Source organism: Streptomyces qaidamensis, from assembly GCF_001611795.1.
Taxonomy (GTDB): Bacteria; Actinomycetota; Actinomycetes; order Streptomycetales; family Streptomycetaceae; genus Streptomyces; species Streptomyces qaidamensis.
The window spans coordinates 470,296-494,374 of record NZ_CP015098.1 but is presented as its reverse complement, the minus strand read 5'-3'; the positions used below and the strand labels follow the sequence as shown (position 1 = coordinate 494,374).

General features: G+C 71.4%; 20 protein-coding genes and 1 pseudogene. 8 read left to right on the top strand and 13 right to left on the bottom strand.

Going from position 1 to position 24,079, the window contains the following annotated elements:
* Positions 1–117 precede the first annotated feature (117 nt).
* Positions 118–2,016, bottom strand: a complete 1,899-nt coding sequence (locus A4E84_RS02140; RefSeq protein ID WP_062924900.1) for an AMP-dependent synthetase/ligase — start codon at positions 2,014–2,016, stop codon at positions 118–120.
* A gap of 151 nt (positions 2,017–2,167) precedes the next feature.
* Here A4E84_RS02140 and A4E84_RS02135 point away from each other — a divergent pair, with 151 nt between their 5' ends.
* The gene (locus A4E84_RS02135; protein WP_062924899.1) at positions 2,168–2,401 is read left to right on the top strand and encodes a DUF6480 family protein; all 234 of its coding nucleotides are present in this window, start codon (positions 2,168–2,170) and stop codon (positions 2,399–2,401) included.
* 30 nt (positions 2,402–2,431) lie between these two features.
* On the opposite strand, the gene A4E84_RS02130 is transcribed toward A4E84_RS02135, so the two are convergent.
* From A4E84_RS02130 to A4E84_RS02105, 6 genes are all read right to left on the bottom strand, one after another.
* On the bottom strand, positions 2,432–3,520 hold the full coding sequence (locus A4E84_RS02130) for a glutamate--cysteine ligase 2 (protein WP_062924898.1): 1,089 nt from the start codon (positions 3,518–3,520) through the stop codon (positions 2,432–2,434).
* A 110-nt stretch (positions 3,521–3,630) separates the two neighbouring features.
* The gene (gene glgB / locus A4E84_RS02125; RefSeq protein WP_062924897.1) at positions 3,631–5,838 is read right to left on the bottom strand and encodes a 1,4-alpha-glucan branching protein GlgB; all 2,208 of its coding nucleotides are present in this window, start codon (positions 5,836–5,838) and stop codon (positions 3,631–3,633) included.
* 3 nt (positions 5,839–5,841) lie between these two features.
* Positions 5,842–7,212 carry a maltokinase N-terminal cap-like domain-containing protein gene (locus tag A4E84_RS02120; RefSeq protein WP_062924896.1) on the bottom strand — a complete coding sequence of 457 codons (1,371 nt, stop codon included), beginning with the start codon at positions 7,210–7,212 and terminating at the stop codon, positions 5,842–5,844.
* A 28-nt stretch (positions 7,213–7,240) separates the two neighbouring features.
* On the bottom strand, positions 7,241–8,959 hold the full coding sequence (treS, locus tag A4E84_RS02115; RefSeq protein ID WP_062924895.1) for a maltose alpha-D-glucosyltransferase: 1,719 nt from the start codon (positions 8,957–8,959) through the stop codon (positions 7,241–7,243).
* Positions 8,956–10,953, bottom strand: a complete 1,998-nt coding sequence (locus A4E84_RS02110) for an alpha-1,4-glucan--maltose-1-phosphate maltosyltransferase (RefSeq protein ID WP_062931240.1) — start codon at positions 10,951–10,953, stop codon at positions 8,956–8,958. The genes treS and A4E84_RS02110 overlap by 4 nt, the downstream gene beginning before the upstream one ends.
* 74 nt (positions 10,954–11,027) lie before the next feature.
* Positions 11,028–11,396, bottom strand: a complete 369-nt coding sequence (locus A4E84_RS02105) for a DUF5133 domain-containing protein (protein ID WP_062931239.1) — start codon at positions 11,394–11,396, stop codon at positions 11,028–11,030.
* A gap of 364 nt (positions 11,397–11,760) precedes the next feature.
* On the opposite strand from A4E84_RS02105, the gene A4E84_RS02100 reads away from it, so the two are divergent.
* A complete protein-coding gene (locus A4E84_RS02100) occupies positions 11,761–12,273 on the top strand; it encodes a hypothetical protein (protein ID WP_062924894.1) in 513 nt (170 codons plus the stop codon).
* Positions 12,270–14,423: a glycogen debranching protein GlgX gene (gene glgX / locus A4E84_RS02095; RefSeq protein ID WP_062924893.1), complete on the top strand. Its 2,154-nt coding sequence runs from the start codon at positions 12,270–12,272 to the stop codon at positions 14,421–14,423. Before A4E84_RS02100 ends, glgX begins: the two co-directional genes overlap by 4 nt.
* Before the next feature lie 42 nt (positions 14,424–14,465).
* Here the strand turns inward: glgX and A4E84_RS02090 are convergent, their stop codons facing one another.
* Positions 14,466–15,269, bottom strand: a complete 804-nt coding sequence (locus A4E84_RS02090; protein ID WP_062924892.1) for a VOC family protein — start codon at positions 15,267–15,269, stop codon at positions 14,466–14,468.
* 245 nt (positions 15,270–15,514) lie between these two features.
* On the opposite strand from A4E84_RS02090, the gene A4E84_RS02085 reads away from it, so the two are divergent.
* Positions 15,515–15,835, top strand: a complete 321-nt coding sequence (locus tag A4E84_RS02085; RefSeq protein ID WP_062924891.1) for an ANTAR domain-containing protein — start codon at positions 15,515–15,517, stop codon at positions 15,833–15,835.
* A 29-nt stretch (positions 15,836–15,864) separates the two neighbouring features.
* Here A4E84_RS02085 and A4E84_RS02080 read toward each other — a convergent pair whose 3' ends face one another.
* On the bottom strand, positions 15,865–16,656 hold the full coding sequence (locus A4E84_RS02080) for an RNA polymerase sigma factor SigF (protein ID WP_033311833.1): 792 nt from the start codon (positions 16,654–16,656) through the stop codon (positions 15,865–15,867).
* 339 nt (positions 16,657–16,995) lie between these two features.
* Between A4E84_RS02080 and A4E84_RS02075 the strand changes: the two genes are divergently transcribed.
* The 4 genes from A4E84_RS02075 (at position 16,996) to A4E84_RS02060 (ending at position 19,862) form a co-directional block, all read left to right on the top strand.
* Positions 16,996–17,451 (top strand): MarR family winged helix-turn-helix transcriptional regulator, encoded by a 456-nt coding sequence (locus tag A4E84_RS02075; RefSeq protein WP_062924890.1) that lies wholly within the window; start codon positions 16,996–16,998, stop codon positions 17,449–17,451.
* The gene (locus tag A4E84_RS02070) at positions 17,448–18,329 is read left to right on the top strand and encodes an ABC transporter ATP-binding protein (RefSeq protein WP_062924889.1); all 882 of its coding nucleotides are present in this window, start codon (positions 17,448–17,450) and stop codon (positions 18,327–18,329) included. The genes A4E84_RS02075 and A4E84_RS02070 overlap by 4 nt, the downstream gene beginning before the upstream one ends.
* Positions 18,289–19,149, top strand: a complete 861-nt coding sequence (locus tag A4E84_RS02065; protein WP_062924888.1) for an ABC transporter permease — start codon at positions 18,289–18,291, stop codon at positions 19,147–19,149. Before A4E84_RS02070 ends, A4E84_RS02065 begins: the two co-directional genes overlap by 41 nt.
* Positions 19,150–19,340: 191 nt before the next feature.
* The gene (locus A4E84_RS02060) at positions 19,341–19,862 is read left to right on the top strand and encodes a hypothetical protein (RefSeq protein ID WP_062924887.1); all 522 of its coding nucleotides are present in this window, start codon (positions 19,341–19,343) and stop codon (positions 19,860–19,862) included.
* 24 nt (positions 19,863–19,886) lie between these two features.
* On the opposite strand, the gene hemC is transcribed toward A4E84_RS02060, so the two are convergent.
* The 4 genes and pseudogenes from hemC to ligD all read right to left on the bottom strand — a co-directional run bounded on the left by hemC (position 19,887) and on the right by ligD (position 23,909).
* Positions 19,887–20,822 (bottom strand): hydroxymethylbilane synthase, encoded by a 936-nt coding sequence (hemC, locus tag A4E84_RS02055; protein WP_062924886.1) that lies wholly within the window; start codon positions 20,820–20,822, stop codon positions 19,887–19,889.
* A 68-nt stretch (positions 20,823–20,890) separates the two neighbouring features.
* A pseudogene (locus tag A4E84_RS02050) lies at positions 20,891–21,914 on the bottom strand (questin oxidase family protein).
* A 98-nt stretch (positions 21,915–22,012) separates the two neighbouring features.
* Positions 22,013–22,786: an NPP1 family protein gene (locus A4E84_RS02045; protein WP_062924885.1), complete on the bottom strand. Its 774-nt coding sequence runs from the start codon at positions 22,784–22,786 to the stop codon at positions 22,013–22,015.
* A 142-nt stretch (positions 22,787–22,928) separates the two neighbouring features.
* Positions 22,929–23,909 (bottom strand): non-homologous end-joining DNA ligase, encoded by a 981-nt coding sequence (ligD, locus tag A4E84_RS02040; RefSeq protein ID WP_062931238.1) that lies wholly within the window; start codon positions 23,907–23,909, stop codon positions 22,929–22,931.
* Positions 23,910–24,079 lie beyond the last annotated feature (170 nt).

Below are 24,079 nucleotides of genomic sequence, written 5' to 3'. Positions count from 1 at the left end.
ATCGCCTTTCCGGCCCGGGCGTCAGCTATGGCTGTCGTCAGGGCTGTCGTCCTTTCTCTTGCGTCGCCACTGTTGCGTGTTCCCGAGGGGACGAGGCCTACGCGTCCGGCCGCACGCTCAGCGGAAGACGTTGTCGGAATCGTCCCAGTTCGACGGTTCGTCCGGGGCGCTCGGCCGCCCGGGACGCCTGCGCGACTGGTACATCGCGTCGATCTCGGAAGCGTAGTGCCGCACGATCTCGTCCCGGCGCAGCTTCATCGACGGCGTGAGCAGCCCGTTGGTCACGTCGAACGACTCCGGCAGAACCCGGAACACCCGGATCGACTCCGACGGCGACACGACGCTGTTGGCCGCGGCCACGGCCCGCGCGACCTCCTCCCGCAGCGCGTTCTCCTCCCGGGCCTCCCGCATCTCGCCCTGCAGCGCCAGCCCGGCCCGCCAGTGCGCCAGGAACTCCGGATCCAGCGTGATCAGAGCGCCGACGCAGGGCCGGTTGTCCCCGACCACCACCGCCTGGTGGATGAGCGGGTGCATCCGCAGCCGCTGCTCCAGTGCCAGCGGGGCGACGCTCTTGCCGCTGCTGGTGATGATGATGTCCTTCTTGCGGCCGGTGATCGTCAGATAGCCCTCCGTGTCCAGCTGCCCGAGGTCGCCGGTGGCGAGCCACCCGCCGCGCAGCGCCGCCCGGGTGGCGGCCTGGTCGCCCACGTATCCCTGGAACACCGAGGGACCCCGCACCAGGATCTCCCCGTCCTCGGCCACCCGGATCTCCATGCCCGGCAGGGCCTGCCCGACCGTCCCGGACTTCTCCCGGCCGAGCGGCTGCATCGTCACCCCGCCCGCGGTCTCCGTCAGCCCGTACCCGTCGTGCACGTAGATGCCGATGCCCTCGTAGAAGAGGGACAGCTCGCGGCTGAGAGGGGAACCGCCCGATGTCGCCCGCCGCACCCGTCCGCCCAGCGCGGCCCGCAGCCTGCGGTACACCGTGCGCTCGTACAGCGCGTGCTGGAACCGCAGGTCGAAGCCGGGCCCGCGGCCGCGCCCCAGCCGCTGGCGCTCCAGGGCCGCGGCGAAGTCCCGGGCGGTCTCGGCGGCCCGCTCGAAGAGGGCTCCGTGGCCGCCCTGCTGAGCGGCGCGCAGGAAGTTCTTGTAGATCTTCTCCAGGACCGAGGGAACCGCGTAGAGGTACGTGGGCCGGAACGACTGCAGCGCCGCGGACAGCGCCTCACCGCTCAGATCGGCCTGGTGTCCCATCAGCAGCCCGCCGCGCACGCACAGCCCCTGGATCATCAGCCCGTACACGTGGGAGAAGGGCAGGAACGCGAGCACGGACCCCTGCTCTCCGCGCGGCGCCGCCGTGTGCCCCCAGCCCGCCAGCAGCGTGTCGCAGGGGCCGGCGAGGTTGCGGTGGCTGAGCGCGCAGCCCATGGCACGGCCGGAGGTGCCGGAGGTGTAGGCGATGACGGCCGTGGAATCCGGCAGCACGATGCGGCGCATCGAGTCGACCGTGGGGGGCGGGATGAACTCGCCGCGCACCGTCAGGTCCGCCAGGGCGCCCGCGTCCAGCTGCCAGACGTGGCGCAGCAGCGGCAGTGACGCGCACACCGAGCCGACGGTCATGACGCCCTGCTCGTCCTCGACGAACACGGCCACGCAGCCCGCGTCCCGCAGGATCCACGCCACCTGGTCGCGGGACGCCGTCGGGTAGACCGGGACGACCTCGGCGCCCACGGCCCACAGCGCGTAGCACAGGACCGTCCACTCGAACCGGGTGCGCGCCATGATCGCCACGCGGTGGCCCGGCGCGATCCCCGAGGCGATCAGCCCCTTGGCGGCGTCCACCACCTCGTCGCGCAGCTCGATCGCCGTCACCTCCTCCCAGGTCGCGGAGGCGGGGTCGGCCCGGCGGGCGAGCATCGGCCGGGTCGGTTCGCGGTCCGCCGTCTCGAAGACGCTGTCGGCGAGCCCGCCGGTCAGGGGCGCCACGGCCGGGGGAGCGAGGGCGAGGTCGCGCATGCACTGCTCCTGACGTGTACGGGGTGTGACATTGCCGACGGGTACCGTCATCGGCGGTGCTCGAATGTAGTCGAGTCGAGACCCTTCGGGGTCGGAAAATACGGAACTCGACCCGCTGATGATCTCGGCGTGATCGGGGGACCCGGACGACATGACTCACATCAGCCCCGATCCCGAACCCGAACGCACCTCAGGTCTGGAACCCGGCGGCGGTGTACCGCCGGGCGAGACCCCGCCCGCGGAGAGCAGCATGCCGGAGACGCTGCCCCGCGAGACGCACAACCCCACCAAGGGCTGGGCCAAGGCCCCGCTGACCGTGATCATCCTCGTCACCGTGCTGATCGCGGCGTTCTTCCTGGCCTACGCCCTCGTCCTCATCCTCTGAGCCCACCCTCCGGACATGGCGCGGGACGCCTCACGCCTGCGTGCGTCGGACGCACTCGGTGACGACGTCCCGCAGACTGCCCGTGCGCTCCATCAGCGCACGCTGCACCTGAGCCCCGTTGCCCTCCCGCAGCAGCTCGTCACAGGCCGCCCCGGCCCGCGCCAGGTCGCCCGTACCGTCCAGGGCCTCCTCGACGTGGTCCAGCAGGGCACGGACCACGGCTTCGGCGGGCATCCGCCGCATGGTCGCGGGGTGCAGCAGCTCGCCCTCGAGTCCGGACCGGGCCGCCTGCCAGTCGGCCAGCCGCAGCAGACTGACACTGTGGTCGAGCGGCTCACAGCCGGCTCGCCACTCACGCGCGGCGGTCTCGACCAGCCCCCGGACCAGCGTGGCGATCAGCACGGCCGTGCCGGAGTGCAGACAGACGTCCGAGACGCGGAGTTCCACGGTCGGGTACCGCTGTGACAGGCGCGCGTCGAAGTAGATCATCCCGTCGTCGAGGAGCGCCCCGGTGGCCACCATGTCCGCGATCAGCCGGTGGTACCGCTCGGCCGAGCCGAAGATCTCGGTCGGGCCGGCCGACGGCCAGCGCAGCCACACCCGGCTGCGGTAGCTGTTGTAGCCCGTGTCCTTGCCCTGCCAGAACGGCGAGTTCGCGCTGATCGCCCGCAGCACCGGCAGCCAGGGCCGCAACCGGTCGACGACCGCGACGCCCTCCTCGTCGGACTCGACCGACACGTGCACGTGGCAGCCCATGACGAGCTGCTCCCGGGTGGCGATGCCGTACTGCTCCGCCATCCACTGGTAGCGCCGGCCGAAGCCGACCGCGGGGCTGACCGGCAGCGGTGAGGTGGCGAGCGCCGCCACGGTGCAGCCGATCTCCTCCGCGTGCTGCGCCGCCTCCGTACGGCAGCGGACGATCTCCGCGCGCAGGCTCTCCATGGACGATTGCGGATGGGTGGCGAACTCCAGCATCTGCTCGTGGAGTTCCTTCTCGAACACGTCCTGATCCGCGCCGTTCTTCTCCGCCCGGGCGAGCACCGCTGCGGACAGCGCCCGCGGTTCCCCGGTCTCCGGATCGACCAGGAGGAGTTCCTCCTCCACTCCCACGGTGCGCACCTGATGCCCGCCCTTCTGTGCCCTGCCACGTCGTACCACCGGGTGCTCCCGGTGGTACGACCCCCAGTGCCCCTCTCAGCGGGTAGGACACCTGGTAGGACGGCGGGACTTCACATGGCGAACGGCATCAGCCACACCGTGGCCAGCGGAGGCAGCGTGATCCGGACATGGCCGTCGACCGGTTTGACCGGATCCGGGTTGGTGACGCCACTGCCGCCGTAGCGCGTGTCGTCGGTGTTGAGGCGCTCCTCCCACGCGACGACGTCCCCCGGCACCCACAGGCCGTAGTCCTGCCGGACGACGGGGGAGAAGTTCGACACCGCCAGCAGCGGCCTGCCCTCGGCGTCGTAGCGCAGGAACGCGAAGACGTTGTCGTCGGCCGAGTCCACCGCCACCCACCGGAAACCCTCCGGGCGGGTGTCGCACTGCCACAGCGCCGGAGTCGCCCGGTACGCCGAGTTCAGGTCGCGCACCAGATCGCGCACGCCCCGGTGGTCGCCCGCCGAGTGGTAGCCGTCGTCGAGCAGCCACCACTCCGGGCCGTGCTCCACCGACCACTCGGCGCCCTGCGCGAACTCCTGCCCCATGAACAGCAGCTGCTTGCCGGGATGGCCCCACATGAAGCCGAGGTAGGCCCGGTGGGTGGCGCGCCGCTGCCACCAGTCGCCCGGCATCTTCGACACCAGCGCCTGCTTGCCGTGCACGACCTCGTCGTGGGAGATCGGCAGGACGTAGTTCTCGCTGTAGGCGTACACCATCGAGAACGTCATCTCGTGGTGGTGGTACTTGCGGTGCACCGGCTCGTGCGCGATGTACTCCAGCGAATCGTGCATCCAGCCCATGTTCCACTTCAGCCCGAAGCCGAGCCCGCCGGTGGCGGTCGGCCGGGTCACCCCGCCCCAGGCGGTGGACTCCTCCGCGATCGTGACCACGCCCGGGGCCCGCCGGTACACGGTCGCGTTCATCTCCTGCAGGAATCCCATGGCGGCCAGGTCCTCCCGGCCGCCGTAGGCGTTGGGCTCCCACTGGCCGTCCTCGCGCGAGTAGTCCAGGTACAGCATCGAGGCGACGGCGTCCACGCGCAGCCCGTCGATGTGGAACTCCTCGCACCAGTACACGGCGTTCGCGACCAGGAAGTTGCGCACCTCGGTGCGGCCGAAGTCGAACTCGTACGTGCCCCAGTCCGGGTGCTCCGCGCGCCGGTCGTCACCGGGCTCGTACAGCGGCTCCCCGTCGAACCGGGCCAGCGCCCAGTCGTCCTTCGGGAAGTGCGCAGGCACCCAGTCCATGATCACGCCGATGCCGGCCCGGTGGCAGGCGTCGACGAAGAAGCGGAAGTCGTCCGGTGTGCCGAGCCGGGACGTCGGCGCGTAGAACCCGGTGACCTGATAGCCCCAGGAGCCGTGGAAGGGGTGCTCGGCGACCGGCATCAGCTCGATGTGGGTGAAGCCCATGTCCTTCACGTACGCCGGGAGCTCTTCCGCGAGCTGCCGGTAGGTCAGCCCCGGCCGCCACGACGCCAGATGCACCTCGTACACCGAGAGCGGCGCCTCGTGCACCGGCGTGTCCGCGCGGTGCGCCATCCACTCGCCGTCGCCCCACTCGTAGTGCGAGGCCGTCACGATCGACGCCGTGTTGGGCGGCTCCTCGCAGCGGCGTGCCATCGGGTCGGCCTTGAGGAAGCGGTGCCCGTACCGGGAGTGGATCTCGAACTTGTACGCGGTGCCCTCGCCGACACCCGGCAGGAACAGCTCCCACACACCCGAGGCGCCCAGGGACCGCATCGGGAACTGCGTGCCGTCCCAGTGGGTGAAGTCCGTGGCCACCCGCACGCCCTGGGCGTTCGGCGCCCACACGGTGAACCGGGTGCCCTCGACGCCCTCGTGGGTCATGGGCTGCGCGCCGAGCGCCTGCCACAGCTCCTCGTGCCGGCCCTCGCGGATCAGGTGCAGGTCGAGCTCGCCGAGCGCCGGCAGGAAGCGGTACGGGTCGGGCGTCTCCTGCTCGCCCTCCTCGTACGCCACATGCAGCGTGTAGGAGGGGACCGTGTCCAGCGGCAGCACGCCCGAGAAGAGACCGTCGCCTTCGGAGACGAGGGCGGTGCGTCTGCCGTCGATCACGACGCTCACGGAGCGGGCGAAGGGGCGCAGCGCACGGAACACGACCCCGCCCGGGACCGGGTGGGCGCCCAGCAGGGCGTGCGGATCGTGGTGGGCACCCGCCAGCAGGCGCCCGCGGTCTTCGGGGCTCAGGGCGGGTGCGGTCGTGCTCGGGACCGGGCCGGACGGCTCCGGGATTGAGGTGTCGCGCAGGGCCACGGCTCAGTCTCCTCTCACGGCGAGGCGCTCGATCGCCGCCATCGGTACAGGCAGCCAGTCGGGGCGGTGCCGTGCCTCGTACAGCACCTCGTACACGGCCCGGTCCGTCTCATAGGCGCGGAGCAGTCCGTGTTTCTTACGGGGGTCCCAGCCGGCGCGGGCGGCATAGCCCGCGCAGTAGGCCTCGCGGCAGCGGCGGGCCCACTCCGGGCGCCAGGGGCGGCGCTGCCGGGCGGCGTAGTCGAAGGAGCGCAGCATCCCGGCGATGTCCCGCACCGGGGAGTGGGCGCTGCGCCGTTCGGAGAGCGGCCGGGACGGCTCGCCCTCGAAGTCGATGACGAACCACTCGCGCCCGGCCCGCAGCACCTGCCCCAGGTGCAGGTCGCCGTGGATGCGCTGGGCGGGCGGCCCCGGATCGCAGCTGGTGAGCGCGGCGAACGCGGTCCGCAGGCCCGGCACGAACGGCTGCAGCGCTGGCACGCAGTGCGCGGCGGCGTCCAGCCGCTCGATCATCGCGGCCGCCGTCTGCCCGTTCTCCCCGGGCCCGCCGACGGGGAACGCCGACGCCAGCGCCAGGTGCACCTCCGCGGTGGCCGCGCCCAGCGCCCGGGCCTGGACGGTGAAGTCGTCCCCCGAGGCCAGCGCGTTCAGCCCCAGCGTCCAGCCGTCGGAGGCGTCCCGCAGATACGGCTGGAGCACGCCGAGGGTGGCCTTGAACGGATGGTGCGTCTGGAACCAGGCCACGGGTGCGGGCACGCGGTGACAGCCTTGGCGGGCCAGCGCACCCGGCACCTCCAGGTCCGGGTTGACGCCCGGCTGGATGCGCCGGAAGACCTTCAGGATGTACTCGTCGCCGTAGACCAGCGAGGAGTTGGACTGCTCGGCGTCCAGCAGCCGCGGCACCAGCCCGGCGGGCACCTGGTGATCCGGGTCGCAGTCGAAGCGCAGGGGGCCGGCGGAGCCCGGGTGCCGCAGCCGGTCCAGCAGAAGCTGGGCCGAACGGGGATCGTGCAGCGCGTCGTAGACCGTCAGCCCGGCCAGCGGCCCGTCCTGCACCCGCCCGATGAGCGCCCGCCCGAGCCGCGGCGCCGGCTGCTCCCGCACGCCGAGCAGCAGTTGGTAGCAGTCGCCCGCCGGAGGAGCGCCACCGGGCGAGGGCACGCCCGTGTGGCCGGCGTGACCGGCGTGGACCAGCAGATGCAGACAGCCCGGGAAGAGCTCGGTCATCGACAGCAGGCCGAGCTCCGTGACGGGCCGGTCCTTGCCCGCGAACCAGCGCTGCCGGGGCAGCCAGTCGCGCAGCAGCCCGCCGAGCGACTCCATGGGCTCGGCCAGGCGCGTCAGGCCCGGGCGGAGGGATGCGGTCTTCGCCATGGTCACGCCTCCTTTCGTCGGCGCAGGCTCACAGTCGCCGGCCGATGCGGGATGCGACTCGAGTGAGCCGGAACCAGTAGAAGCCGTGGCCCCCGAGGGTCAGCAGATAGGGCAGCTCGCCGATGGCGGGGAAACGGACCCCGCCGAACAGCTCCACCGGGTGCCGCCCCGCGAACTCGCGCAGGTCGAGCTCGGTGGGCTGCGCGAACCGCGCGAAGTTGTTGACGCACAGCACCAGGTCGTCCTCGTACTCCCGCAGGAACGCCAGCACCGCGGGGTTGGAGGAGGGCAGTTCGGTGTACGAGCCGAGTCCGAAAGCGGGGTTCTGCTTGCGGATCTCGATCATGCGGCGGGTCCAGTGCAGCAGCGACGACGGCGACGACATCGACGCCTCGACGTTGGTCACCTGGTGTCCGTAGACCGGGTCCATGATCGCCGGGAGGCAGAGGCGGCCCGGGTCGCAGGTGGAGAATCCGGCGTTGCGGTCCGGGGTCCACTGCATCGGGGTGCGCACGGCGTCCCGGTCGCCGAGCCAGATGTTGTCGCCCATGCCGATCTCGTCGCCGTAGTAGAGGATCGGCGAGCCGGGGAGGGCCAGCAGCAGCGCGGTGAAGAGTTCGATGGTGTGCCGGTCGTTGTCCAGCAGGGGAGCGAGGCGCCTGCGGATGCCGATGTTGGCGCGCATGCGGGGGTCCTTGGCGTACTCGGCCCACATGTAGTCGCGCTCTTCGTCGGTGACCATTTCGAGCGTGAGCTCGTCGTGGTTGCGCAGGAACATGCCCCACTGGCAGCCCGAGGGGATGGCCGGGGTCTTGGCCAGGATTTCCGAGACCGGGTAGCGGGACTCGCGGCGGACGGCCATGAAGATGCGCGGCATGACGGGGAAGTGGAACGCCATGTGGCACTCGTCGCCGCCGCTGGGATAGTCGCCGAAGTAGTCGACGACGTCCTCGGGCCACTGGTTGGCCTCGGCCAGCAGCACCGTGTCCGGGTACAGGGCGTCGATCTCGCGCCGGACCCGCCTGAGGAACGCGTGCGTGGCGGGCAGGTTCTCGCAGTTGGTGTCCTCGGCCGCGTAGAGATAGGGGACCGCGTCCAGCCGGAAGCCGTCGATGCCCAGGTCCAGCCAGAACTTCAGCGCGGCCAGGATCTCCTCCTGGACCCGGGGGTTCTCGTAGTTGAGGTCCGGCTGGTGCGAGAAGAAGCGGTGGAAGAAGTACTGGCCGCGCACCGGGTCGAAGGTCCAGTTCGAGGTCTCCGTGTCGACGAAGATGATCCGCGCGTCCGGATATCCCTTGTCGTCGTCGGCCCACATGTAGTAGTCGCCGTAGGGCCCGTCGGGGTCCTTGCGCGACTCCTGGAACCACGGGTGCTGGTCGCTGGTGTGGTTCATGACGAAGTCGATGATCACGCGCATGCCGCGCTGGTGTGCGGCGTCGACGAACTCCACGAAGTCCGCGAGGTCGCCGAACTCCGGCAGCACGGCCGTGTAGTCGGAGACGTCGTAGCCGCCGTCGCGCAGCGGGGACTTGAAGAACGGCGGCAGCCACAGGCAGTCGACGCCGAGCCACTGGAGGTAGTCGAGCTTGGAGGTGAGGCCCTTGAGGTCGCCGACGCCGTCGCCGTCGCTGTCCTGGAACGAGCGGACGAGCACCTCGTAGAAGACGGCGCGTTTGAACCAGTCGGGGTCCCTGTCCCGGGCGGGAGTGTCCTCGAAGGTGTCCGGTACGGGCTCGTTCACGGTCATGACGCTCCTGCCCCTCCGATCGCGTGCGCGGCGGGCGGGGACTGGACGTGGAAGACGTGCGCGGGAGCCCGCCCCGGCTCCAACCGCACGTAGTTGTTGCGCCCCCAGCGGTAGGTCTCGCCGGTGAGCTCGTCGCGTACGTCCACCGACTCGTGCCAGTCCAGGCCGAGGTGCGGCATGTCCAGCGAGACCGTGGCCTCCTGGGCGTGGTGCGGGTCGAGGTTGGCGACCACCAGGACGGCATCTGACCCGCTGCGCTTGCTGTACGCGATGAGCGCGTCGTTGTCGGTGTGGTGGAAGCGGAGGTTCCTGAGCCGGTGCAGCGCGGGGTGCTCCCGCCGGATGGTGTTGAGCCGGGTGAGCAGCCGGGTGATGGTGCGGCCCTCGCGTTCGGCGGCGGCCCAGTCACGGTGCCTGAGCTGGTACTTCTCCGAGTCCAGGTACTCCTCGCTGCCCTCCTTCAGCGGGGTGTTCTCGCACAGCTCGTAGCCGGAGTAGATGCCCCAGGCCGGCGAGAGGGTCGCCGCGAGCACGGCCCGGACCTCGAAGGCGGGCCGGCCGCCGTGCTGGAGGTAGGCGTGCAGGATGTCGGGGGTGTTGGCGAAGAAGTTCGGCCGCATGTAGGAGGCGGCCTCACCGGAGAGCTCCGTGAGGTACTCGGTCAGCTCCTGCTTGGTGTTGCGCCAGGTGAAGTACGTGTACGACTGCTGGAAGCCGATCTGGGCCAGGGTGTGCATCATCGCCGGCCGCGTGAACGCCTCGGCCAGGAAGATCACATCGGGGTCGGTGCGGTTGACCTCCCCGATCACCCGCTCCCAGAACACCACCGGCTTGGTGTGCGGATTGTCCACCCGGAAGATCCGCACCCCGGCGTCCATCCAGTGCCGCAGCACCCGCACCGTCTCGGCGACCAGACCGTCCATGTCGGCGTCGAAGGCGATGGGGTAGATGTCCTGGTACTTCTTCGGCGGGTTCTCCGCGTAGGCGATGGTGCCGTCGGGGCGGTGGTGGAACCACTCCGGATGCTTCTGCACCCAGGGATGGTCCGGCGAGCACTGCAACGCGAAGTCCAGCGCCACCTCCATGCCCAGCTCCCGCGCCCGCCGCACGAACCCGACGAAGTCCTCCAGCGTCCCCAGATCGGGGTGCACCGCGTCGTGACCGCCCTCGGGCGAGCCGATCGCCCAGGGCACACCGACATCGTCGGGACCGGGGGAGAGGGTGTTGTTCTTGCCCTTGCGGAACGTGGTGCCGATGGGGTGGATCGGCGGCAGGTAGACCACGTCGAAGCCCATCGCCGCGATCGCCGGGAGCCTGCGGGCCGCGGTGCGGAACGTGCCGTGCGGCTGCTCGCGGGTGCCCTCCGAACGCGGGAAGAACTCGTACCAGGAGCCGTACAGCGCCCGCTCGCGCTCCACCAGCAGCGGCAGCGGCTCACTGCTGGTCACCAGATCCCGCAGCGGATGCCGCGCCAGGACCTCGTCCACCTCCGGCGTCAGCGCCGCCGCGAACCTGTCCGCCGTGGGCAGCAAGTCGTCGCGCAGGGTCTGCGCCGCGGTGAGCAGCACGGCGCGGCCGGCTTCCTTCGGCACGCCGGCCGCTGCCCGTTCGTACAGTTCCGCACCCTCTTCCAGGACCAGGCCCGGATCGATGCCCGCCGGGATCTTTATGCCTGCCGTGCGGCGCCAGGTGGCCACCGGATCGCTCCAGGCCTCCACCCGGTAGGACCAGCGGCCGACGGCGTCCGCGCTGACCTCGGCGCCCCAGCGGTCGCTGCCGGGAACGAGCTCGCGCATCGGCGTCCACGGGCCGGGCCGGCCCTCGGGGTCCTTCAGGACGACATGGGCCGCCACTGCGTCGTGCCCCTCCCGGAACACGGTGGCGGTGACTTCGAACGGCTCACCCACGACCGCCTTCGCCGGCCGGTTGCCGCCCTCCACGGCCGGGCGGACGTCCCTCACCGGAATACGGCCGATGGCCCGGGTCCTCGTCATGGTCATCACCTCCACCGTGTTCGAAAGCCGGGCCGCGGGGGCCCGGTTCAGGGACTGGATGTGCGGGAAGGGCGTCACCTTCCCGCTGTGGATCTCCGCTCGGAGGCGGGGGATCTGCGCTCCGCCGCCGGCGGTCTTCGTCTGACCGCCGTGGCCGGGCGGGGCCGTTCGGCCGGTTCCTGCGTACAGGTGATGTGCTGCTCCTGGAGGCAGGTGATCTGCTGTTCCTGCAGATAGGTGACGTGGTTGGTGCGCAGGTACCGTTCGGCCGCGTCCGCGGCCTCCCGCGCGCAGCGCTTGCCCATCAGCACGCAGAGCGTGTAGCCGGAGTCCTCGAAGGTGGTCCGCACCGTGCGGTCGTTCGGTGCCGCGAGCATCACGCGTTCCCAGGCCCGGTAACGCCGCAACTGCCGGGCGACTTCGGCTTTGGCGGGTAGCAGCATGGCGCCGATCACCTTTCGGGGCTCGAGGGGCACGGTCTCCCGACGGTCGGACGGCGGCCGTGCAAACAGCGGCACGGACCCGTAACGGCGATCGAGTTCTTCACACATGGTGCACGGGAGGCGACGCAGCGTCTTGTTGGAGCTTCAACCAGTGGTGGCTCTGCTGAGCCGTTCGGGCACACCTGCACCCGCTCACTTGTGTACTCCCCCGCCTCAACCGTGCGCTCGTGTTGCACGAACGGGCTAGCACCCTCAGGCTGATGGTGACTCAGAAGCGATAGACGCTCACGTTCCGTGTTCGGGGCTCGTCCCGCAGGACCGCGGGAGCGAGAAGGAGCTGAGCTTCGCGGTGAGGAGCCGACCGATGAAGACCGCAGTGCCCTGCTACTACCACCTCGGCGTGGAAGTCAGCCCGGAACGGGTGGGACAGGTCAGCCGCATTCTGGCCGCTCACCTGAAGTTCTGGGACCTGGAGAACCTGGTCCAGCCCGTCTGCGGCGGTGCCGAGATGCTGCTCAAGGCCATCGACGAACACGCCACGGACAAGAACACGTCGATCGAGATGTGGTGGAACGGGCAGCACCTGATCACCGCCATCGGGGACAACGACCGCGCCCTGCGGCCGGACCAGGAGCTGCGAGGCTGCCTGGAGCACCTCGCGGCCATGAGCGACGGCTGGGGCTGCGGCGCCACCGAGACCGGCAGCAAGGTCATCTGGTTCTCGCAGCGCGCCCGCGCCGGCGAACGGGTCCCCCTGGTCCCGACCGCGCCCGCGCCGCGGGAGAGCGAGGGCCTCGACGTGCCCCGCGAGGTCCCGGTCACACAGCTGGCCGCCTCGGCCGTCACTCCGGACGAGGTCCTGGAGGACGCCCGGTGACCCGCCGGCAGACTCGCGTAGGGGTGTCCGCCTGGAGCGGGCGCCCCTACCCGCTGGGTGCGGCCTACGACGGGGAGGGCACCAACTTCGCGCTCTTCAGCGAGGTCGCCGAACGCGTCGAGCTGGTCCTCGTCGACGACGACGGCGCCCACACCCAGGTGCCGCTGAACGAGGTCGACGGATTCGTCTGGCACGGCTACCTCCCCGGAGTCGGCCCCGGCCAGCGCTACGGCTACCGGGTGCACGGGCCGTGGGCCCCGGCCGCGGGGCACCGCTGCAATCCGGCGAAACTGCTGCTCGACCCGTACGCCCGGGCGGTCCAGGGGCAGATCGACAACCACCCCTCGCTCTACGAGCGCAACCCGGACGGTCCGGACCCGGCCGACAGCGCCGGGCACACCATGCTCGGCGTGGTGACCGACCCGGCCTTCGACTGGGGCGACGACGCCCGGCCCTGCCGGCCCTACGCCGACACGGTGATCTACGAGGCGCACGTCAAGGGCATGACCCGCACTCATCCCGAGGTGCCCGAGGAACTGCGCGGCACCTACGCCGGGCTGGCGCACCCCGCGGTCGTCGAGCACCTGACCTCCCTCGGCGTCACGGCCGTGGAGCTCATGCCGGTCCACCAGTTCGTCCACGACGGGGTGCTGCACGACCGGGGCCTGGCCAACTACTGGGGCTACAACACCATCGGCTTCTTCGCGCCGCACAACGGCTACGCCGCCCACGGCACCCGCGGGGGGCAGGTCGCCGAGTTCAAGCAGATGGTGAAGACCCTGCACGCCGCCGGGCTCGAAGTGATCCTCGACGTGGTCTACAACCACACCGCCGAGGGCAACGAGATGGGCCCCACGCTCTCCTTCCGCGGCATCGACAACTCCTCCTACTACCGCCTGGTCGACGGCGACTGGGAGCACTACTACGACACCACCGGCACCGGCAACAGCCTGCTGATGCGGCACCCCTACGTCCTCCAGCTGATCATGGACTCGCTGCGCTACTGGGTGACCGAGATGCACGTCGACGGCTTCCGCTTCGACCTCGCGGCGACGCTCGCCCGGCAGTTCCACGAGGTGGACCGGCTGTCGGCGTTCTTCGACCTCATCCAGCAGGACCCGGTGATCAGCCGTGTCAAGCTCATCGCCGAGCCGTGGGACGTCGGCGAGGGCGGCTACCAGGTGGGCAACTTCCCGCCGCTGTGGTCGGAGTGGAACGGCATGTACCGGGACGCGGTGCGCGACTTCTGGCGCGGCGAGGACCACACCCTCGGCGAGTTCGCCTCCCGGCTCACGGGCTCCTCCGACCTGTACCAGCACAGCAGGCGCCGCCCCCGGGCCAGCGTCAACTTCGTCACCGCGCACGACGGCTTCACCCTCCGCGACCTCGTCTCGTACAACGACAAGCACAACGAGGACAACGGCGAGGGCAACCAGGACGGCGAGAGCACCAACCGCTCCTGGAACTGCGGCGCCGAGGGCCCGACCCGCGACCCGGCGGTCCTGGAGCTGCGCACCCGCCAGCAGCGCAACCTCCTCGCCACGCTGCTGCTGTCCCAGGGCATCCCGATGCTCTCCCACGGCGACGAACTCGGGCGCACCCAGGGCGGCAACAACAACGCCTACTGCCAGGACAACGACATCTCCTGGATCGACTGGCGGCTCACCGAGGAGCAGCGCGACCTGCTGGAGTTCACCCGGTACCTCATCCGGCTGCGCACGGGACACCCCGTGCTGCGCCGACGTCGCTTCTTCCGCGGCGAGACCCTGACCCGGGCGGACCAGCCGCTGCCCGACCTGGTGTGGCTGGCGCCGGACGCCGGCGAGATGACCGACGACGACTGGCTGCGCGGCGACGCGCACTGTGTCGGCGTGTTCCTCAACGGCGACGCCATCGCCGAACCCGACGCGTGGGGCCGCCCGGTCGTCGACGACTCGTTCCTGCTGCTCCTCAACAGCCACTGGGAGCCGGTCGACTTCCGCCTGCCGAAGGCCTCCTACGGCGAACGGTGGACGGCCCTCATCGACACGGCCGACCCGGAGGGCACGCCGGACGAGGCGGAGCACAAGGCGGGGACGGGCCTGACCGTCGGGGCCCGCAGCCTGGTCCTGCTGTCCCGGCCGTCACGGGCGGCGCGCGAGAAGGAGTGACGCGGGTCAACGGCCGCGGCGCGCGAGAAGGAATGACGCGGGTCAGCGGCCCCGGCGCGCGGTCACCGTGAACTGCGCGCCGTCGTGGTCCCGCAGCACCGCCTCGTGGCCGCCCTTGGACAGGACGCTGCCGCCGTGGAGTTCGGCCGCTCGGGCACAGGCCTCGACGTCGTCCACGGAGAAGTGGACCTGCCAGTGCGGGCGGATCGCGGGGTCCGGGGCCGCCCCCAGGGCACCGGACTCGATCCGGGCCACCACGTCCCCGCGGCTGCGCAGCACGACCTCGCCGCCCTCGTAGTGGACCTCGCAGCAGCCGGGGCGCTGGGAGGCCCAGTCGAGGACCTCGCCGTAGAAGATCGCCGCGTCGAAGGCGTCACGGGTGTGGAGCGTGATGAAGGCCGGCTGTGCGTTGCGCCAGGTCTCCCAGTCGGTGAAGAGGTCGCCCTCCCAGATGCCGAAGGTCGCCCCGTCCCGGTCGGCCAGCAGCGCCGCCCGTCCCGGCGGCAGCGAGATCGGCCCGACGGCGACCGTGCCCATGCGCTCCTGCACCCGCGCGGCCGCGTCGTCCGCGCTGCGCACCGCGAAGTACGGCGTCCACGCCACCGCCATCTGCCACATGGCCGCGACCCCCGCGATCCCGGCCACCGGCGAGCCGTCCGCCAGCGCGATCCGGAACCGGTCGCCGAGCTTGGCCGGCCGCCACTGCCAGCCCAGCACGGCCCCGTAGAACTCCTCGGTCGCCTTGACGTCCCGGCTGGTCAGGCTCACCCAGCAGGGCGCGCCGAACACGGAGTGTGATGAGACGACGTCCTTCGTGCCGGAGGAGGTGGGCATGTCGTGGTTCATGGCAGTCGCGTCCTGATCTCGTCGGCCTGGGAACACCGGAGGATTGACACCAGTGTCCAACCGGAACCGCTGTGGGCGCCTGCCGAGTACCCCGGCGGGGGCGCCGAAACGGCGTCCGGCCTGGTCCGCCCCGGTGGCACCGGACGGCCCGAGTGACGACGATGGAGGGGTCGGACACTGCGTCAAGGTACTCAAGCACCCGGTGAGACCTCGGGCGCAGCGGCGCACCGGACCCGGAGGTGACCATGCCCACGGACGGGGGCTCGGAGCGGATCTTCGCGCTGCAGGAAGAGGTCCAGCAGCTGAAGGAGGCGGTCGTCTCCCACGCCGTCGTGGACCAGGCGATCGGAATGGTTGTCGCGCTCGGCCGGATCTCCCCCGACCAGGGGTGGGCCGTGCTGAAGGAGGTCTCCCAGCACACCAACATCAAGCTGCGCAACGTCGCGGAACTGATCCTCGTCTGGGGGCGCACGGGCGTGATGCCCGAGGAGATCCGGGCCGCTCTGGAGGACGCCCTCGACGGGGCCGGACCGACGCAGATCCCCGGATCGCCGCCGGAGGCGTGACCCCGGCGGCACCGGAACCGGACCTCGCTTCAGCGGGCCTCCGTCAGCAGTTCCTCACGCAGATGGGCGAAGCAGCTGCTGAGCAGCCGCGAGACGTGCATCTGCGAGATGCCGAGCTGCTCGGCGATCCGGCTCTGCGTCATGCCCTTGAAGAACCGCAGATAGAGGATGATCCGCTCGCGCTCGGGCAGCGCCTCCAGGCAGGGCCTGACGGCCACCCGGTCCACGACGGTGTCGAAGGCCGGGTCGGGCCCGCCGATCGCGTCCCCGAGGGCGTAGCCGTCCGTCCCGGGCATCTCCGCCTCCAGCGACAGCGCGGAGAAGCACTCCAGGGCCTCCATGCCGGTGCGCACCTCGCCCTCGGTGAGCTGGGCGTACTCGGCGATCTCGGCGACCGTGGGGGAGCGGCCCGGGGTGGTCTGCGACAGCTCCTTCGCGGCGTGCCGCACCCGGTTGCGCAGATCCTGGACCCTGCGGGGTACGTGCAACGTCCACATGTGGTCACGGAAGTGGCGCTTGATCTCGCCGGTGACCGTCGGCACCGCGTACGCCTCGAAGGCGTTGCCGCGGGCCGGATCGTAGTGGTCGACCGCCTTCACGAGGCCGAGGGCCGCCACCTGGTAGAGATCCTCCAGGGCCTCGCCACGGCCCCGGAAGCGGACGGCGATCCGCTCGGCCATGGGGAGCCAGGCCTCGACCAGCTCGTCGCGCAGGGCCTTGCGCTCGGGCCCCTCGGGCAGCCGCGCGAGCCGCGCGAACGCCGCGGCGGTGTCGGGCGCGTCGTCGTGGGGGTGCGTTCGGGTGCTGCCGGCGATACGCATGGTGCGCACCTCCCTGAGCAGGTGCTGAATGGACAGACACCGTGGGAGGAGCGGACTCGGGCCTCACGGGAGAGCACCGGGGGCCCGGCCTGCCGGCTCCCACGCACGTGCCTCCTGTCCGAAGCACTTCCCTGCCCATCCCCAGGCAGGGACATAGCGAAACAATTAAGACAATACGGCAATCGGGTGCCGCGGGCGCTCCCAGTCCGCAGCCGATCGGATCCGCTGCCGTTCCGGAGCGCCCTGGACCCTTCTTGACCGGAGCCCCTGGACCCTTCTTGACATCCCTTGACCTCGTCTTGGGCCGATTAGCTCTGCTACAGAGCTAATCTCGGCGGCATGGAGCCGGAGACCTTCCCAGAAGAGCTGGCCGACGCACTCGTCGGTGTCCAGCGGCTGATCCGGCGGCGCCTGCGGCGGCAGACGCCCGACCCGCGGCTGCGCGGCGCCGAGGTGGAACTGCTGCGTCTGGTCGTGGTGCGGCCCGGCATCGGTATCTCCGACGCGGCCAAGGACCTCGGTCTGGCGGCCAACTCGGTGTCCACCCTGGTCAACCAGCTGGCGAGGGCGGGCTACCTGGTCCGCGAGACCGACCCGGCCGACCGGCGGGCCGCCCGGCTGCTGCCCACCACCGCCGCCGAGACACGGCTGCGCGACTGGCGCCGGCGCCGGGCCGAACTCGTACGCAGCCATGTGGCGCGCCTCGACGAGCCGGACCGCCGGGCGCTGCAGGCGGCGGTCCCGGCCCTGCGCAAGCTGGCCGACACCCTGCACGAGGAGGCCGAGGAGTCATGAAGCGGGACACCGCCCCAGCCGGGGCCGACGGGGCCGCGCCGCCCCGGGCCGACGCCGTCGCCTGCACCGGGCTCACCTACGTCTTCGGCGACCACAACGCCGTGGACGGACTCGACCTCACCGTCCGGCGGGGCGAGGTCTTCGGGCTGCTCGGGCCCAATGGCGCGGGCAAGACCACCGCCATCCGCTGCATCACCACCCTGCTGCCCGTGCCCGCCGGCATGGTCCGCGTCTTCGGCCAGGACGCCGCCGGGGACCGCATGGCCGTACGCCGCCTGCTCGGCTACGTCCCACAGCAACTGTCCGCGGACGCCGGGCTCACCGGGCGGGAGAACGTCGCCCTGTTCGCCCGGGTCTTCGACGTGCCCCGCGCGGAACGCGCCGAGCGCGTCGCCCAGGCCCTGGCCGCGGTCGGCCTCGCCGACGCCGCCGACCGGCTGGCCACCACGTACTCCGGCGGCATGGTCCGCCGGCTCGAACTCGCTCAGGCCCTGGTCAGCGCCCCGCGGCTGCTGATCCTCGACGAGCCCACCATCGGCCTCGACCCGATCGCCCGCACCGGCGTGTGGGAGCACATCGGCGCCGTCCGCGAAGCCACCGGCATGACCGTGTTCGTGACCACCCACTACATGGACGAGGCCGACCAGTACTGCGACCGGATCGCCCTGATGCACCGCGGCCGGATCCGGGCCCTCGGCACCCCGGCCGAACTCAGGGCGGGACTCGGCGCCCGGCGCAGCGCCGCTGGGGTGGCCCAGGAGGCGCCGCCCACGCTGGAGGACGTCTTCCGGGACGTGGCCGGCAGCGGTCTCGACGACGAGGCAGGGGATTTCCGTGATGTCCGAAGCACCCGCCGCACCGCGCGCCGTGTCGGCTGACCCCGCCCGCGGTCACGGCATCGACCTGCTGCTGAACCCCCCGCCGCCCCGCGCCGGTTGGCGGCTGCTGCCCGCCCGCGTCGGCGCGATGTGCGCGGTCGAACTGCAGAAGCTGCGCCATGACCGCACCGAGCTCTACACCCGCGCGATCCAGCCGGCCCTCTGGCTGCTGATCTTCGGTCAGACCTTCACCCGCATCAAGGCGATCCCCACCGGCGGCATCCCGTACGTGGACTACCTGGCGCCCGGCATCATCGCCCAGTCCGCGATGTTCATCGCCATCTTCTACGGCATCCAGATCATCTGGGAACGTGACGCCGGCGTCCTCAACAAGCTCCTCGTCACCCCGACCCCGAGATCGGCGCTGATCACCGGCAAGGCGTTCGCGGCCGGGGTGAAGTCGCTCGTCCAGGCCGTCGTCGTGCTCCTCATCGCCGCCCTGCTCGGCGTGGCCCTGACCTGGAACCCGCTCAAGCTGCTCGCCGTCGCCGCGATCGTCGTCCTCGGCTCGGCCTTCTTCTCCTGCCTGTCGATGACCATCGCCGGCATCGTCCTCAGCCGCGACCGCCTCATGGGCATCGGGCAGGCGATCACGATGCCGCTGTTCTTCGGCTCCAACGCCCTGTACCCGGTGTCCGTGATGCCGGGCTGGCTGCAGAGCGTCAGCAAGGCCAACCCGCTCAGCTACGAGGTGGACGCCCTGCGCGGCCTCCTTCTCGGCACGCCCCACCATCTGGCGTCCGACTTCGCGGTGCTGTTCGCCGCGGCCGCGCTCGGCGTCACCGCCGCCTCGGCCCTGCTGGGCCGGCTGGCCCGTTGATCTTCACTCGTGGAAGTGATGTGCGGCACGCCGGGGCAAGCGCTTTCTCCGCTTGTTTCCGGATAACCGCTGGGCACGGCTTGATCACCGATCAAAAGGGATGAACTGCCTGGCCACAGCGCATTCTGCTCATTTGACAGTGCGCTGAGACCACAGATAGGAAGCAGCTTCCAGAGGTCGAGAGGTGCAGCGTGTACGAGCCGAACGTGGTCGGGGACTGGCAGGAGTACGACGAGCATGCCGGTCTGCGCGTCCGCGTCCACCGTCTGGAACCGGCCGAGCCGCCCCGCGGCCGGGACGACGCCGCCGAGGGACTGACCTACTTCTGCCTCCGCGTGACGGTCGAGAACCGCGGCAGCCGCCATCTCGGCGTCCACCTCGAGGACGGCCAGATCGACGTGCGGCTCGGCCCGGACGGGGAGAGCGCCTTCATCGACTGGCGCAACTCGCAGTTCATCGAGGGCTTCGACGTCTATCCGCTGCGCCGCGCCACCGCCGTGCTGTACGCCGCCGGCGCCGAGGCGTCCCTGAGCCTCGTGGACGTCCAGGTGCAGTTGCGCGTCGAGGAGGAGTGGACCGGGCGCCGGCTGTGGGCGGGCGGCATCGGGGCGCACGAGGGCCCTGCCGGGTCCCGGCAGGGTCCGGTGCGGGACAGCCTGGCGCACCAGGTGAGCGTCTTCCTGCGGGACCAGGCGGAGGAAGGCACCGCCTGATCCCGTGTCAGGGTGGCGCGGAGGTCAGTGCGGGATGCCGTCGATGATCTCGCGGGCGCCCTGGCGCAGCAGGGCCACGGCGACCGAGGTGCCGAGCGTGGCGGGGTCGAGCCGGCCCGCCCACTCGTGGGCGTTCAGCCTGGTCTTGCCGTCCGGGGTGAACACACAGGCCCGCAGGGACAGTTCGCCACTGCGGTCCACCTGAGCGAACCCGGCGATGGGGCTGTTGCAGTGCCCCTGCAGCACATGCAGGAACATGCGCTCGGCGGTGGTCTCCCGGTAGGTGTCCGGGTCGCCCAGGCCGCTCACCGCGTCGATCAGCGCGGCGTCTGTCTCGCGGCACTGCAGCGCCAGCACGCCCGCACCGATGGGCGGCATCATCGTCTCGGTGGAGAGGATCTCGCTGATCACGTCCTCCCGGCCGATGCGCTCCAGGCCGGAGACCGCGAGCAGCAGGGCGTCCGCCTCGCCGGCGGCCAGCTTCGCCAGACGCTTGTTGGCGTTGCCGCGAAACGGCACGCACTCCAGGTGGGGGTGCGTGGCGGCCAGTTGCGCGACGCGGCGCACCGAGGAGGTGCCGATCCGCGTCCCGGCCGGCAGCTCGTCCAGGGTGAGCCCGCCCGGGTGGATCAGGGCGTCGCGGATGTCGTCCCGCTTGAGGAACGCGGCGAACACCGTGCCCGCGGGCAGCGGCCGGTCGGCGGGCACGTCCTTCACGCAGTGCACGGCGAGGTCGGCCTCGCCGGCCAGCAGCGCCGCGTCGACCTCCTTGGTGAACGCGCCCTTGCCCTCGACCTGGGACAGATCGCCCATCCACTTGTCGCCGGTGGTCTTCACCGGCACGACCTCGGTGCGCACTCCGGGATGGGCGACGGCCAACTCGGCGCGGACGCGCTCCACCTGGGCGAGGGCCATGGGGGAGTCGCGGGAGACGATGCGAATCAGTTCGGGGACGGACATGCGGACACGATAGACCCTTGCGCGGGGGCGTCCGTCCCGTACCTCCTCCGACTGCCGGGTATCGGGCGTCAGTTCGGGACGAGCGGGTCGCTCAGTTCCCCCGCCCGCAGGGCAGCGGCGAGGGCCCGCTCGTCGCCGACGTCGAGAGCGGTGTCCGTGAGCTTCACGACGTGCTCGTCCCCATGCGCGAGGGCCCGTTCCAGCACCTCCTGCGCGGTGCACCGGGGTGCGGGGACCTCCGCGACGGGCCCGGCGGTGGCGTACATGGCGGTGACGGCCGCGGACGCCGTCCACGCCGCGCGCAGGCTCGGCGCCCACAGCGGGCGGGGCAGGGAGCCGAGGGTGCGCAGGACGGCGTTGGGCGCGGTCGCCGCGTGCACCAGCATCGTCGCCTCGCCGTGGCCGTGGGTGGCGTAGCGGTGGGTCGCGGCCCGGACCAGTTCGACGAGGCGGTCCCGGGCCGTGTCCGGGTCGGTGGCGTCGTCCGCCCACAGCGGCAACCGCCGTACGGCTGCCAGCCGGTCGGGGAATCCGCCCCGGGGGTCGGCGAGGGGCGGCACGGCGGTCCAGGGACCGCGCGGCACTCGGCGCCGCCGGCAGGGCCGCGATGCCGGAGACGGGCCGGTGCCGGGCGGCCCAGTAGCCCAGCCCGTGCGCGAGTTCGGCGAGCCGCGGCGCGTTCTCGCGGGCTTCCAGGGCCCGTACGGCATGCCCGACGCGGATGACCGGATGCGTGGAGCCGCCGTACATCCCGGGCAGCAGCCGCGGCCACCACACGGCGAGGACGTCCCGCCACGGCTGCTCGGCGAGCGCCCGGCCGAAGTACCCGATCCAGTCGGCGGCGCGGCGCGGATCGCCCAGCGCCGCACGCCAGTCGGCGTCGGTCACGGGAGCGACGGGCCGGGGCAGGTCCTCCAGTTTGTGCCGGTACAGGTCCAGCCACCGGTGCACGGCGTCCGCCCGGCCGTGCGCGGCGAGCACCTCCACGACCATCGGGGCGTGATTGGTGAGCCGGCCGAGCCGCTCCGGCCCCGAGGCGTGAAGACGCCCGAGGGCGTCTTCGAGGGTCCCTGTCGTGTCGTGCGTGTCCATGCCGGGACGCTATGCGGCCGCCCCGCGCCGGGGGATCGGGCGCGGGGCGGAACGCGGGCCCCACCGGAGGCCTAGGGCCTCCGGCCGGGCCGGTGCGGTCAGGCGTACGGGTCGAAGGGGATGCCGGAGGGCTTGGCCTTGGCGAGGTGGTTGGCGAAGTTGCCGTCCTTCAGGCCGAAGTTGGCGCTGCCGAAGTCGTACGACGTGAGCTTGTCGCGGACCCCGGCCGGGTAGCCGTTCCAGCCGACCAGCGCCGGGTACTGCCAGCTGCGCTTGTGGTTCTCCGGCGGCTCGTCGTTCCCGTTCGCGGCGCGGAAGCAGTGTGTTCTGACGCCGTCCTTGTGGTAGACGATCTTCGCGTGCGTGCCGTCGAAGCGGATCGCGGACGCCGCGTGCACGGTGAACCCGCCGTGGTTGGACGTCGACACGTACTTGACCTGGTTGTCCTGTACGAACACCGCGACGTGCTCGAAGTCGTGCCGGTGCCCTCCGATGCCGCTGCCGGCCACGGCCTGGTCCTTCTCGAAGTAGAGGGCGTACAGGATGGCGCACCAGCCGTTGTTGCACTTGGAGCGCGCGTAGCCGTTGGTGTTGTCGAGGTCCGAGGCGTCCCGGCAGTTGCCGTTCAGGGCGCCGGTCGGGTTGAGCCCGCCGTTCACGGTGCCGTCCGGGCCGATCGCGGGCGTGGAGTAGCAGCCGTCGGTGTCGTAGTCGTAGGCGGGCTGGTACGTCTGCTCCAGGGCGTCCGCGTTGGCGGGCAGCGCCGACGGTGGGGCGGCGAAGGCCGTGGCGGGGGAGGCGAGGACGAGGGCGGCGGCACCGGCCGCTCCGATGATCCATCTCCTGCGGTGGGCGAACGGGCGTGACGACACTGCGTCCTCCTCGGTCCGGGCGCAGCCACAACGGCTGTGGGGGAAAGGGAGGTTCAGCTTCCAGGTTGAACGCGTTCATGCCAAGACCGATGGAGGATCCGAACGGTGAATCGGAGCCCAATAGTTGGGGCCGGCCGTCGTTTCAGACCATGTCGTCCGGGATGTCGGCCGCGGCCTCCTCGGGTGCGAGATCGGGCCGGAGTCGCAGCCAGGACGGCTGCCGCAGCAACCCCTCCCGGGTTCGGGTGCTGTAGCGGACCTCGCCGACCAGGCGGGGCGCGACCCAGTGCGCGCCCGGAGCGCGCGGGGCGGGGTCGAAGGGGCAGACGTCACTCGCGGCGGCCCCCAGCAGTGCGGCGAGTTCGGTGCGTTCGGCCTCGCTCCAGCCGGTGCCCACGCTGCCGACGTAGCGCAGCCGTCCCGCCGCACGCTGTCCGACCAGCACCGCGCCGGGCAGGCCGGTGAGCCGCCCCTTGCCGGGCTGCCAGCCGCCGACCAGGACGTCCTCGGTGCGCATGTTGCGGATCTTGATCCAGGCCCGGGAGCGCACCCCCGGTTCGTACACCGAGTCGAGCCGCTTGCAGACCAGGCCCTCCAGGCCGTGCTCCTGGGTGGCGCGCAGGGCATCGGCGCCGTGGCCGACGAGTGCGCGCGGGGTCGACCAGGAGGGTCCTGTCAGGCCGAGGTCCTCCAGGGCCGCACGGCGTCGTGCGTAGGGGAGCCGGAGGAGTGAGTCGTTCCGCAGGTGCATCAGGTCGAACAGCACGAGATGGACCGGGACCTCCGCCGCCCGCCGCGCGGCCCTGGCGGGGGCGTGGGCCAGGCCCATCCGGGACTGCAGCAACTGGAAACTGGCGCGGCCCTGGTCGTCCAGGGCCATGATCTCGCCGTCCAGGACGGCGGGCGTGGCGCCGAGGGCGGTGCCCAGCGGCCGCAGTTCGGGGTAGGCGGCCGTGATGTCGTCACCGGAGCGGGCGCGCAGCAGCACCCTGCCGTCCCCCGGCAGGTAGACCACCACCCGCTGGCCGTCCTGTTTGGTCTCGTAGGCCCAGCGCGCGTCCTGCGCGGCGGATGGCAGGGTGCCGGACGTGGCGAGCATGGGCGGGATCAGCGGCAGGTCCACGGGTGAGGTGTCGACGGACCGGCGCCCCGCCACGCGTGTTCTCCTGCTGTTTCCCCTGAACGGGGTGAGCGCTCGGCGAACGGCGTGAACGCTCGACGAACGGCGCGAAGAATGTTCGGCGAACGGCGTGAACGGCTCGATTTACTTGAGTTACGCAACGAGATGGTACC

Bases quoted from the DNA above. Each gene is read 5' to 3' on its own strand.
- A4E84_RS02140 (WP_062924900.1), bottom strand. From the start codon at position 2,016: ATGCGCGACCTCGCCCTCGCTCCCCCGGCCGTGGCGCCCCTGACCGGC.
- A4E84_RS02135 (WP_062924899.1), top strand. From the start codon at position 2,168: ATGACTCACATCAGCCCCGATCCCGAACCCGAACGCACCTCAGGTCTG.
- A4E84_RS02120 (WP_062924896.1), bottom strand. From the start codon at position 7,212: ATGGCGAAGACCGCATCCCTCCGCCCGGGCCTGACGCGCCTGGCCGAG.
- treS (WP_062924895.1), bottom strand. From the start codon at position 8,959: ATGACCGTGAACGAGCCCGTACCGGACACCTTCGAGGACACTCCCGCC.
- A4E84_RS02110 (WP_062931240.1), bottom strand. From the start codon at position 10,953: ATGACGAGGACCCGGGCCATCGGCCGTATTCCGGTGAGGGACGTCCGC.
- A4E84_RS02105 (WP_062931239.1), bottom strand. From the start codon at position 11,396: ATGCTGCTACCCGCCAAAGCCGAAGTCGCCCGGCAGTTGCGGCGTTAC.
- A4E84_RS02100 (WP_062924894.1), top strand. From the start codon at position 11,761: ATGAAGACCGCAGTGCCCTGCTACTACCACCTCGGCGTGGAAGTCAGC.
- A4E84_RS02090 (WP_062924892.1), bottom strand. From the start codon at position 15,269: ATGAACCACGACATGCCCACCTCCTCCGGCACGAAGGACGTCGTCTCA.
- A4E84_RS02085 (WP_062924891.1), top strand. From the start codon at position 15,515: ATGCCCACGGACGGGGGCTCGGAGCGGATCTTCGCGCTGCAGGAAGAG.
- A4E84_RS02080 (WP_033311833.1), bottom strand. From the start codon at position 16,656: ATGCGTATCGCCGGCAGCACCCGAACGCACCCCCACGACGACGCGCCC.
- A4E84_RS02075 (WP_062924890.1), top strand. From the start codon at position 16,996: ATGGAGCCGGAGACCTTCCCAGAAGAGCTGGCCGACGCACTCGTCGGT.
- A4E84_RS02070 (WP_062924889.1), top strand. From the start codon at position 17,448: ATGAAGCGGGACACCGCCCCAGCCGGGGCCGACGGGGCCGCGCCGCCC.
- A4E84_RS02065 (WP_062924888.1), top strand. From the start codon at position 18,289: ATGTCCGAAGCACCCGCCGCACCGCGCGCCGTGTCGGCTGACCCCGCC.
- hemC (WP_062924886.1), bottom strand. From the start codon at position 20,822: ATGTCCGTCCCCGAACTGATTCGCATCGTCTCCCGCGACTCCCCCATG.